The following is a 12210-nucleotide window of genomic DNA, read 5'->3' as shown; positions in this document are numbered from 1 at the left end:
GAGAGAATAGATATTTGCCAGCCAAAATTTATAATACAATATGGGTTTAGAAAAGATTTTATCAATTTCGGGAAAACCGGGATTATATGAGTTGTCAGCACAAACTAGAGGTGGTTTTATCGCTAAATCCATTATAGATCAGAAGAAAATCGCTGTAAATGTGCGCCACAATGTAAGCTTATTGAGTGAGATCGCTATCTATACATATACTGAAGAAGTTCCTTTGGGCACTATTTTTCAGAAAATGTTTGAAAAGGAAGCCGGCAAAGAAGCAATAAGCGCAAAAGCTTCGAAGAAAGAATTGGAAGCTTATTTTTCTGAGGTCTTACCAGATTATGATGCAGAGCGGGTATATCAAAGCGATATCAAAAAAGTGATCCAATGGTATAATTTATTGGTGAAAAATGGATTCACAGAATTTTCTGTGGAAGAAAAAGCTACATCAGAAGAAAAAGCTTCTTCAGAAGAGGAAGAATAAATTTCTGAATTAATCATTGTATATCCGTAAAGTATCGTAAAATGATAAATAACGTCATTCTGAACTTGTTTCAGAATCTTATAACACTAAGAATCAACACAGTAAATAGAGACCCTGAAACCAGTTCAGGGTGACGATGCGGAATTGTCGTCATGCTGAACTTGTTTCAGCATCCCATCAGCTTATATAAAAAACACGTCAATTTCCTACGCTGGATGATTTTTTTATCACGGATCTCAGGGTAACAAAAAATTATAGGACAAGCAACGGATATATAAAAATTAATACTAAAAAGCAGCTTTAAGCAATTTAAGGCTGCTTTCTTTTATGCTATTATCTAAAATTTTTAGCTTCGGAAATAAATCCACAATCGTATTTTTACAAAAAGCATGGTATCATGAATTCAAGACAAGATCAACTAAAGGCGATAGATAGGCTTTTAACCATCATGGATGAGTTAAGGGAAAAATGTCCTTGGGATAAAAAACAAACCATGGAGTCTCTACGGCACCTTACTATAGAGGAGGTCTATGAGCTGGGCGATGCTATTTTAGATAATGATCCCGAAGAGATCAAAAAAGAGCTGGGTGATATTTTGCTCCATATTGTGTTTTACGCAAAGATTGGAAGTGAGAAAAGCCAGTTTGATATTGCCGATCTTACCAATAGTATTTGTGATAAGCTTATAGATCGCCACCCGCATATTTATGGCGACGTAAAAGTGGCAAATGAAGAGGAGGTCAAACAAAATTGGGAAAAGCTGAAATTAAAAGAGGGTAAAAAAAGCGTTTTGGAAGGGGTGCCTGTTTCCTTGCCTTCCTTGGTCAAGGCAAGTAGGATTCAAGAGAAAGTTGCGGGCGTAGGATTCGATTGGGAAGAACCACAACAGGTCTTTGAAAAATTGAAGGAGGAACTGGAAGAGCTTCAGCATGAAGTAAATATAGCTGATACGGATAAAATGGAGGCTGAATTTGGAGATGTTTTGTTCTCGATGATCAATTATGCAAGGTTCCTGAATATAAACCCGGAAACTGCCTTAGAGCGCACCAACAAAAAATTCATTAAACGATTTCAGTACCTGGAAGGGAAGGCCCACGAAAGAAATACGCCCTTACGTGATATGAGCTTGGCAGAAATGGATGTTTTTTGGGAAGAGGCCAAGACACTTTAAAAAAAGTTTCCTTTATACAATATATAAAAAGGCGAAGTTTTAAAACTTTGCCTTTTTATATAAATTCAGAATATTTAATTGTCGTCACCCCGAGACCTGTGATAAAAAAATTTATCCAGCGTGGGAAATTGACGTATGATGGTTCTTAGCAGATCTATCGTTTTTAAGACCTTCTTTTTTGCAGTGTAGTGCTTCCCCAGCGTAAAATTTTCGAAGCCTTGGAGAAAATTTAGCTAGGGGAGTACGGTTCCAATTACGCGGTAGCATAATTGGGAACACCTACAAAAAAGTGTCCTTTTTTTGGTTCCGTTTTTTTGGACAAACAAAAAAATGAACAATCATTAAAATTAATCAAAGCTTTATAGACCAAAGGGAGTGTTTTGCAAATTCTTGGAATAACCGCAATAAGAACAAAAAGCGTATTAAAATTGGCCAAGGAATTAGATGCTATAATTAGATATTAATCAGTAACTTATGTATTGCGTCAATGGTAACTTGTTTCAGGGGTCTCATGTTTATCAAGAAAGATGCTGAATCAAGTGCAGCATGACGAATTTTGCCTTAATGATAATTATGGATATAGCTGTTTAGTACAAAGACTTCACTTTTTCCAATTTCTCTTTCCAGATCTTTAATTGCTCTTTATGGTCTGCGATGTTCTTGTGAACTTCTTGTACCAATGGATTGTCATCTTTAACATTCGAAAAGAATTGAAGGTTGTTTTCTAATTGGCGTATATCTGCCTTGGTTTCTTCAACTTTCTTGCTCAAGAAATAATGCTCATTTCGCAGTTTTTTGTCATCGTCAGCATCATTTATTGCCTGAATCTTATTTTCATATTTCATCATCTCGGCTTTGGTATGGTCCACATCCAATTTGGAGAATAATTGATCCAGTACTTTATTGAATTTTTCCTCTATAAAGCGTTTGTTATAAGGCACTCTTCCAATATTCTTCCATTCTTCCATGGCCTTCTTGATTTTTGGAAGGTCTTTTCTCTTATCTCCCTCAAATTCCATGGCTTTTAAAGAATCCAATAATTCTTTTTTCTGATCGAATGCTTTGGATTCTTCCTCATTTTCTTGGTTGCTCGCTTTATGAAGTCGGTCAAAAAAATGATTACAAGCAGCTTTAAACTGTTTCCAAACCTTATCGCTGTCTTTTCTAGGTACATGACCAACTTTTTTCCAGTCGGTCTGTATTTTTTTCATGATGGGCGTGGTAGCCTTTAAATCTTCATTGTCCTTGTTTTCCTCGGCTATTTTTATGAGTTCTTTTTTCTTGTTAAGGTTCTCATATTGATCCTTTTTCAAGGCTTTGTAATAGGCATTTTTATTACGGTTAAATTGCCGCACTACTTGTTTAAAAGCACTCCAAGTGGCTTCGTTCTTTGCCCTTGGTACTTTTCCTGCTTCAAAAAACGATTGTCTTAAGGCTTCTATTTCTTTTATTTTTTGTTGCCATTGGCTGTGGGATTTGTACTCACCTTCTGCTATAGCTTTTAGCTTTTCAATAATCCCTTCTTTTACCTCAAGGTTTTTCTCATGAATTTTATCCTGATCGTCATAATAAGATTGTCTTAGATCGTGGATTTTACGGGTAGCTTCACTAAACCGGTCCCAAATATCGTCCCTGAATTCTTTTGCTACCGGTCCCAGCTCTTCTTTCCACATTTTGTGGAGCATTTGCAGTTCCCTAAAAGCCCGATTGGAATCTGTTTCCAAGGTTAATTCTTCAGCACGATCTATGATCTTTAATTTTTGCTCCAGATTATGTTTAAAATCCAAATCCCGAAAATCCCTGTTAAGGTGCAAAAAATCATAAAAATTTTCTACATGGTGGTGGTAGGTGTTCCAAACCGTATTGTATTTGTCCCTTGGAATTGGACCTGCCGTACGCCATTTATCCTGTAGTTCCTTAAAATGTTTATAGGTGGTGTTAATGTTTTCCTCTACTCCTAAAAGTCCTTTCAATTCTTCAATTATCTCAAGCCTGCGATTTAAATTTTTATTCAGATCCTGCTTTAATTGCTTGTAATAGTTGTTTCGCTTCTCTTTATAGTCAAAATATATGGAATTGAATTCCTTCTTGATTGGCGTAGAATAATGAAAATCTATAATATTGCCTCCATCGGCCAGGAACTCTTCTTTCTTTTCTTCCAGTTCTTCATCGAACTTGGCATTGAATTCCGCTTTTATTTCTTCTACATGTTCCTTAATAGCTTGAATTTTCTCAACTTTTATAAGCCTTTCCAATTCTTTCACCAAGTCTTCTTTGGTCATGGCATGAAAATCCTTCTTTTCGATTCCATGGCGTTCGGTAGTTGTTTCATCCTCGCTTTCTTCTGCTACCGAATCTTCAAACTCAGACTGGACACTTTTCTTGTCTGTTGAAACTGGAGTTCCCTCTTCCTCATCTTCCAGATCCTGATTTTTACTCAGCTCGTGTTCTTTCTCTTCAGTTTCAGGGGACTTACCGGTAGTTTCATTTTCGTCTACCATGGCATGTTCCTTAGTTGTTTCATCCTCACTATCTTCAGCTACAGAGTCATCAAATTCAGACTGGACACTTTTCTTCTCTGTTGAAACAGGAGCTTTCTCCTCATCTTCGTCCAGATCTTGATTTTTACTCAGTTCGTGTTCTTTCTCTTCAGTTTCAGGGGACTTGCCAGTAGTTTCACTTTCGTCTACCATTGCATGTTCCAATTCGTATTTTTCCTTTTCTGAAACCGTTTTTTTGGATTTTTCAGTATCTGAAAATGAATTTTCTTTGGATTCATCTTCATTGTGCCCCTTGTTTTTTTCCGAAACAGTTTCTTCGCTAACGGAAGTAATTATTTCAGAAGTGTTTTTATCTTCTTTTGGGAGGTCGTCATTCTTCATTTTTTCATTTTCTTGCTGAGACATATCTTTCAATGTTAAGGTTCGTCAAAATATTATTGCTGAAAGATAACAACTCCGTAAAAACCTAACAAGGTTTTACATCATTTTATGGCTTGAAAGAATAAACATGTTAAATTACTGATTCCAGATTTCCCAAGCTTTTTCTGCCTGAAATTCCAACATTCCTAGTCCGTTTGTAACTTTCGCATTTTGATTTAACGCAAGTTTCATCAGTTTTGTTTGAGAGGGGTTATAAATTAGATCGAAAACCAAGTGTTTAGGTGTAAGGTATCTAGTTGGGATTGGGGGGTACTGTTCAATATTGGGAAAGGTTCCCAACGGTGTACAATTAACGATTAAGTTATATTCCTCCATAATTGCTGGAGTTAATTCTGAATAAACAAAATTGTGAATGGATTTAGACCTGGAAACATAAGTTACTGGAATCCCTAATTTTTGAAGTGCATAAGATACTGCTTTGGAAGCCCCTCCGGTTCCCAGGATGAGTGCTTTGGTATGATGGGACTTCAAATATGGTTTTAGCGCTTCAGAAAAGCCATAAAAATCGGTGTTGTAGCCAATTAATTTTCCATCATCCTTAATTTTAATGGTGTTTACAGCGCCAATCTCCCTAGCGGTATCATCTATTTCATCTAGATAAGGGATAATTACCTCCTTATATGGGATCGTGACATTAAAACCCTTAATGTCATTAATCTGTTTAAGGAGCTTAGGGAATTCGGTAATATCTATTAGATCAAAATTCTTATACCTTGCCTCGGTTTTTTCAGAAGAAAATTTCTGATTGAAATACGTTCTGGAAAATGAATAATCTATATTCTTTCCAATTAGGCCAAAGGTTTTCATACCGCTTTATTTCTATTTTCGTACCAACCTAAGCCCAATACTATAAAGGCACCTATTACTATGAAAAAGATCGCCAACCATGTTTCTGAAGTTGCAAATGTTGGAAAATATCTGTCATAATTATCCAATATCCTATTTCCATGCACATCCAGTATAAAGTCGCCCGTGGCATCTAGCTTATAGACCTTTTCTTTCCAAGGCCAAACCACCCCTAAAGAACCAGCAATAAATCCGATGATTACCGAATAGGTTTCTTTTTTATAACGTTTAAGAACGAAGCCTAGTACATGGGAAAGCGAGACAAGTCCCGCTAAAGAGCCGAAAGAAAATACCACGAGCACCTGCAATAGCCGCATTCTTTGGGAATCGTCTACAAAGGAAAAATCCATTAGAAGTAAATCCTTTATAGTATCATATAAGGCATTTACAGAATCTATAAGCAGTAGTACATAATTCCCAAGAAGGATGAGAATGAAGGAGCCTGATAGCCCAGGCAGCGTCATTCCGGAAACACCTATAATGCCGCAAACAAAAACAAACCAAAGGTTATCATTTTCCCTGGCAGGTTCCAAGAAGCTGATCGCGATTCCGGCGACTATACCCATCATCATAAAGGTGATACTGCGATTAGACCAGCTTTTGAAATCTTTGCTGATGTAATAAATAGATCCAATGATCATTCCAAAAAAGGAAGCCCAAACATAGAGTTCATAATGGACGATCAAATAGTCCAGCAATTGGGAAACACTAAAATAACTTATCACCATTCCAAGAATCAAAAGGCCTAGGAATTTCCCGTTTACGTATTGGAAGAGACTTCTAAATCTGCCATTTATTAGCAGTTTAAAAGCCTTAAGATTGATCTTTTGAAGGGAGTATATAAATTCTTCATAAAAGCCGGCAACAAAGGCTACCACACCTCCAGAAACGCCGGGAACTTTATTAGCTGCTCCCATTGCCAAACCTTTAAGTACTAGAAAAATTTTGTCTCTAAAGGTCCTGGTTTGTTGCATTTTGAGCGATTGGTTTTTGGGTGGCTACGCGCTCTAAGATAAGAATTAAAGTAAATCCTGCAAGAATTAATGCAATAGCGGCAAGTACATGTGATTCTCCTGAAAAATTTGTAGGCCATACAGACATTTCTCTTATCACTATGGTTTTATCGCCAATCTGTTCAGATTCCAAAATTTCTTTCCATGGCCATATTTTATTGAGCGAGCCAGCTATAAACCCGGTTAGCACCGCTAAAGTGAGGCTGCTATAATGATCGAAAAGCCATTTTAAAACGCGGGAAAAGGTTAAAAGGCCTGCGATGGCACCTAATGCAACTACACCAAGGGTTTTAAACTCGAAATCATGCGCAGCTTCTGTTATTGTTTTATAAGAACCTAACAGCACCAATATAAAAGCACCGGAAATTCCTGGCAATATCATAGCACAAACAGCAATGGAGCCTGCTAAGAATAAAAACCACAGATTGGTGTTTGCCCCTAATGGTGGAAGCATAACTATATAAAGTGCAATTGCTGCACCAATCAATAATGCCAATACAATTTTAAAATTCCATTTTGGGATTTGTTTAGCAACAAACCAGATACTGGCCAAAATCAAACCGAAGAAAAAAGACCAAATTAAAATGGGATGTTCTTCCAGCAAATAGTTGGTAAGCCTCATTACCGTAAAAATGCTGATTAAAACCCCCGACAGCAGGGCACCAAGAAAAGCACCATTGGCTTCTTTCCACATGGCCCTGAATCCTTGCTCTTTCCAAATTTTGAAAAGGCCTAAATTTATACCGCTTATGGTAGCAATTAATTCCTGATAAATACCGGTGATAAATGCAATTGTCCCCCCGGAAACTCCTGGTACCACATCTGCAGCGCCCATTGCCATTCCTTTAAGGCTAATTGTAAGGTAATCCTTTAAGCTTCTTTGCATTTTTAAATAATCAATAACCTCGGGGCAAGCCCACAAAGTATAATTTGGAAAATACTTTTAAAATTTCGAGGCAAGCCCCCAAGGAATTAGACCCTCAATGAGGGTTAAAAATCCTTTCCAAAAGTAATTAAAAAATTAGGAGGTCTTTATGTAAGAATTAATAATTTCCTTTACGCTTTTTCTGCTGAAAATTTTAGGGAAAAGCTCTTCAATAATGATGTAATATTCAGAATCTATTTTTAGCCCATTGTTTAAATGAAAATAACCTTTGTCGCCTTCGTTTAAGTTGAAATACAAGCCAGCTAAACGATATTCGATCTCCGCAGAATCCGGGTAAAATTCCACTGCTTGCATTAAATTCTGGATAGCGGTTTCATATTCCCCAAGATTAATAAGGATATCGCAACGCCTTATCCAAGTTTCAAGCTCGTAATTTCCAAGATCAATGGTTTTTTGATAGCCACGCTCTGCTTCTTCAAAGAAACTAAGTCGGCTATTGATTTTCGCAAAACGCTTCCAATAAAGAACATTTTCTTCATCAATATTAATTGCCTTATTTATATAATAAAGTGCTTTTTGATAGTTCTTTTTCTTGAAATAAAAGTCTGTAATTGCAATCCAACCTTTATCCAATAAAGGGTCTTCATGAACGGTTTTGGAATAATTTTCCAATGCATATTCATCCAATCCTAATTTTTCAAAACACTTCCCAATTCTTAAATAAGCAAAAGAGGTGGGATCATCTAGATCTAAAGTGATCTTATAATTCTCTATAGCTTCATTATATCGACCTAATTTTTCGAGTACTTTTCCTTTTTCAAGATAAGCTCCAATAAAATAATCGTCGCTAATTATGGCAAAATCAAATGCCATTAAGGCTTTATCTAATTGTTTAAGGTCAAAATATTGCTTTCCAACTTGATGCCATGCAACTTCGCAATATGGATTCTTGTTAAGAAACATATTGAGGAAGTCAATCGACTCATTCTTTTGTTCAAGAAAATCGAAACAATACATGATATTATATAAAGCAGAATAATCTTCTTCATCTGCTTCTAAACATTGCATAAAACTGAGTTTAGCATTTTCGAAATCTTCCAAGAACAAGTATTCCATTCCCAATAGGGAATAGACATCTGCGGTATCGAGGGTAATGTCAAGGGCAAGTTCCAGCATCTGGATCGCCATTTTATGATCGTCCCTTTTGGAAAAAATATTGGCTTTTTGTATAAAGATCTCCTCATTCGAGGATTCCAGATTATGTAGTTCGTTCAATAGACCATCTGCTAGGTCCAATTTATCCTCAAATACGAGGATTTCAACTTTAAATAGTTTCAAGTTTGTAGAAGTGGGGTGTTGGGCCAGTCCTAATTTCACGGCTTTTTTAGCCAATGCAATCTTTCCATTCTCTAAATAATGATGAATGATATCCTCAAATTCTTCTGAATCAAAAAACAACACATCGTTTGTTTTTAGCATGGATTCAAAACGGGTAAGTGAGAAATTGTTTTCTTCGTTATGGCTTAATTGCATACACTGGGGATTACGAGATTTCTACAGTATTAAAGTTATAAAGGATAACAGTTAAACCGTAAGGGTATCTATATTGTTTTTAACAAAGTAATTAACAAGTTAAGATTGATTTTCAATTTCATTTAAAATGTCAATAATAATGCCACATCCTTCTTTAATTTCTTGAGTTGTGATTGTTAGGGGAGGAGTTATTCTAATGGCAGTTTTTTCAAATAAAAGCCAGAACAAAATTAGTCCTTCCTCCTGTGCTTTCAAAATAATTGTAGTCGCCATTTCTTCTGAAGTGGTAATCGCAGCCAACATAAGTCCTATCCCTCTTATTTCTTTAATGAGTGGGTGCACAAGAAGTTCCCGGAATAATTTTTCTTTTTGAAGCGTTTCTGCCATAAGGTCAGATTCCGTGATTTCCTGTAAAGTAGCGAGCGCTGCTGCTGCAATTACAGGATTACCTCCAAAAGTGGTGATATGCCCCAATTTTGGATTGTCCATAAGTGTGTCCATCACAACTTCTGAAGCTGTGAAAGCGCCAATTGGCATTCCGCCGCCCATGCCTTTTCCCATTACCAATATATCCGGAACTATATTGTAATGTTCGAACCCAAATAATTTTCCTGTCCTCCCAAAGCCAGGCTGAATTTCATCTAAGATCAATAAAGCACCTACTTTTTCGCAATGAGCTTTTAATTTTTGTAAGTAGTTATTAGTTGGAACTATAAATCCCGCGCCTCCTTGGATGGTTTCGAGGATTACCGCAGCTGTATTTTTTGTGATGCTTTGAAAATCTTCTTCAGAGTTGAAATCTATAAACCCAATATCTCCAATAAGGGGTCTAAAAGGTGCCACCCGTTCTTCATAGCTCATTAAACTTAAAGAACCCATGGTGTTTCCATGATAGGCCATTCTGGCCGCGATAATTTCAGATCTCCCGGTAGATCGGCGGGCTAACTTTAATGCCCCTTCAATGGCTTCGGTACCGGAATTGGTGAGATATGTTTTGCTTAGAGGTTTCGGTAAATTCTCGGCTAGAAGTTTGGTCAAGGCAACGGCAGGGGAGAGAGCATATTCGCCATATACCATAACATGCAGGTATTTTTCGGCTTGGTCTTTTATCGCTTTTACCACTCTAGGATGGCAGTGTCCTAAACTACAGGCAGAAACTCCAGCTACAAAATCCAAATACTTCTTTCCCTGTATGGAATAAATATAGCAGCCCTTAGCATGTGAAATTTCCATTGCCAATGGGTGCGGGGTTGTTTGCGCCTGATATTTAAAAAAATCTTCTTTCAATTATTCCGATTTTTTTGTAGTTCCTTTTACAGGTTTCTTATTTTTTTTCAATATTTTTTTCTTGTCCAAGAGCAATGTGTCCACATCTTTTATGGGAACCCCTAAACTATCAACCTTGGTATCTTTTAGATCTTCTGGGGTCAACCTGGAATTTTCATTCAATAAAGTTGGTTCTCCATTGGTCTCATCAAAAAAGTCTTCTTGTTCCTCTGGCAAGGGTATTCCTTTAATTTTTGTAAGTTTAGGGGGTTCTTCACCTTTGAAAAGATCAGATTTTTGTAATAATTGCTCCTCTCCACGCCAATTAAAACCTGGGAGTTCTCGTGCATTTGGCGGGAAATCTTCAGGAGGCGTCAATGTGCCATCTACTTGTTTATAGTAATAGATGTCTCGAATTGCCTTATTTTCGAAAAGGATTTTTATGGAGCTCGACAAGGTTTTATTGATGCCAAGCAATTCCTTTTCTTCATTTCGGCTATAATATATAGTCTCTGTATTTTTAATTATATCTACCTGGTAGAGTTCATTATTTACAAATAACCCGGTGAGTTCTTTTCCTTTTACCTGATTATAACCTTCTATAGTATCCTTCTGAATAAGAAATGCATCATAAAAGACCTTTAAAGAATCCAATTTCTCGGTTTCGGGATTATTTAAAATATGAATGGTATCCCCCGTCATCTGATTATTATCTGACCAAATAATAGGTGTTCGTCTTTTAGAAACAGAAGTTGTGGGTGCACCACCAATATTTATGAGTTTTGTAATTCCTTTTTTCTGGTTAACATAGATAGAGTCGCTTTTACCACTCATATCACTTTTAAACAGTTTTACATTATAGAAACCACGTACGATCCTATTTTCGGGCTTACCCGTAATCATTAAGGTGTCGCTATGGATAAAAATAGAATCGTTATCCTGCAAAGTGGCGGCAACAGCACGTTTTGTAATAAAAACAGAATCTTTATCACGATAGACCTCCGCATAATGCCCCGTGATCAAACTATGGTTTAAAGTATCGGTTACCTTGATATTGTTTGTGCCCGACGCAAAACTTTTTTCCCGATTAAAATAAAGGCTATCTCCTTCCAGTATTCTATTTTCATAATCTATCCTGGAATTCTTTACAAAATAACCAACATCCCCGCGAGTGTCATAGAACCCACGCTCACAATAAACGGTACTTGTCTCGCTTACAATAGTGGTTGGGCCATATAGATAGGCATAACCACTATCTGAATAGAAATCCAGTTGCTGTGAATTTATGGTGTATTTAGGGTTGGTCACCTTTACATTGCTGAGGAATGAATACTTATCTTGATCCATATAATACCTACCAATTCTACTGGTAAGCACACTTGCAGTATCTCGAACAGTCCCACCACTTCTATAATAGGCTTGTTGTTTTACTCTGTCAAAGAACAAGGTATCTGTTTCTATGGAAGATTGAGGCCTGCTCATTTTTACATTTCCACTGGCGAAGGCAAATTGCGTAACACCATTATATTCTGCATATTTACTCTGCATGGTGACTGTATCTCCTTGCTGCATCCTAACATTTCCATAAGCTTTGAAAAAATTTGCTTGATCATAATGAATTGCCTGGTCACACCATATCTCTATCCCTTCATGAATAAAGTGAACCTGATTTGTCACTTTGCTCAATATTAGGGCACCAGGATATTTATTTTCATCTTTCAATGTCCTGTCACTGGTGTAATCGATCTTTTTAGATTCTTGTGAGTAGTTTTTGTTAATGCAGAAGAAGCATAAAAGGAGAATGAATAAATGATGATAAATTTTCAAATCTATAAAGTTTGAATCAAAAGTAATGAAAAGACTAATAAGGGGAATAGTTCGTTCTTTAAAAACATGACTAGAAAATAATAATAGAAGAATTATTGTTTTTCTGAATATCCGCTTTTAGTCATATAGTTCTTTCGTCACCCTGAGACCCATGACAAAAAAAATTATCCAGTGTAGGGAATTGACGTCCTTTTCATATAAGCTGATGGGATGCTGAAACAAGTTCAGCATGACGACAATTCCGCATC

The 12210-nt window shown here is 36.6% G+C and carries 9 protein-coding genes; 2 read left to right on the top strand and 7 right to left on the bottom strand.

The window, feature by feature from the left end:
* The first annotated feature begins 40 nt into the window (after positions 1-40).
* Both JM83_RS00435 and mazG read left to right on the top strand, forming a co-directional pair.
* Positions 41-478 (top strand): DUF5606 domain-containing protein, encoded by a 438-nt coding sequence (locus JM83_RS00435; protein ID WP_144958356.1) that lies wholly within the window; start codon positions 41-43, stop codon positions 476-478.
* Between the two features lie 397 nt (positions 479-875).
* A complete protein-coding gene (gene mazG / locus JM83_RS00430) occupies positions 876-1649 on the top strand; it encodes a nucleoside triphosphate pyrophosphohydrolase (protein WP_144958355.1) in 774 nt (257 codons plus the stop codon).
* Between the two features lie 587 nt (positions 1650-2236).
* On the opposite strand, the gene JM83_RS00425 is transcribed toward mazG, so the two are convergent.
* The 7 genes from JM83_RS00425 to JM83_RS00395 form a co-directional block, all read right to left on the bottom strand.
* Positions 2237-4555 carry a DUF349 domain-containing protein gene (locus JM83_RS00425; RefSeq protein WP_144958354.1) on the bottom strand — a complete coding sequence of 773 codons (2319 nt, stop codon included), beginning with the start codon at positions 4553-4555 and terminating at the stop codon, positions 2237-2239.
* A gap of 111 nt (positions 4556-4666) precedes the next feature.
* Positions 4667-5398: a shikimate dehydrogenase family protein gene (locus JM83_RS00420; protein WP_144958353.1), complete on the bottom strand. Its 732-nt coding sequence runs from the start codon at positions 5396-5398 to the stop codon at positions 4667-4669.
* A complete protein-coding gene (locus JM83_RS00415; protein WP_144958352.1) occupies positions 5395-6411 on the bottom strand; it encodes a DUF368 domain-containing protein in 1017 nt (338 codons plus the stop codon). Before JM83_RS00415 ends, JM83_RS00420 begins: the two co-directional genes overlap by 4 nt.
* Positions 6389-7336 carry a DUF368 domain-containing protein gene (locus tag JM83_RS00410; protein WP_144958351.1) on the bottom strand — a complete coding sequence of 316 codons (948 nt, stop codon included), beginning with the start codon at positions 7334-7336 and terminating at the stop codon, positions 6389-6391. Before JM83_RS00410 ends, JM83_RS00415 begins: the two co-directional genes overlap by 23 nt.
* 135 nt (positions 7337-7471) lie before the next feature.
* Positions 7472-8869: a tetratricopeptide repeat protein gene (locus tag JM83_RS00405; RefSeq protein ID WP_144958350.1), complete on the bottom strand. Its 1398-nt coding sequence runs from the start codon at positions 8867-8869 to the stop codon at positions 7472-7474.
* 99 nt (positions 8870-8968) lie between these two features.
* Entirely contained in the window at positions 8969-10156 is a 1188-nt protein-coding gene (locus JM83_RS00400) for an aspartate aminotransferase family protein (protein ID WP_144958349.1), read from the bottom strand.
* The gene (locus JM83_RS00395; RefSeq protein WP_409994690.1) at positions 10157-11962 is read right to left on the bottom strand and encodes an OstA-like protein; all 1806 of its coding nucleotides are present in this window, start codon (positions 11960-11962) and stop codon (positions 10157-10159) included. It lies immediately after the preceding gene.
* Positions 11963-12210 lie beyond the last annotated feature (248 nt).

Origin of the sequence: Gillisia sp. Hel_I_86 (assembly GCF_007827275.1) — a bacterium.
Taxonomy (GTDB): domain Bacteria; phylum Bacteroidota; class Bacteroidia; order Flavobacteriales; family Flavobacteriaceae; genus Gillisia.
Note: the sequence above shows the minus strand (reverse complement) of the source record. Positions and strands in the feature narration are given on the sequence as shown.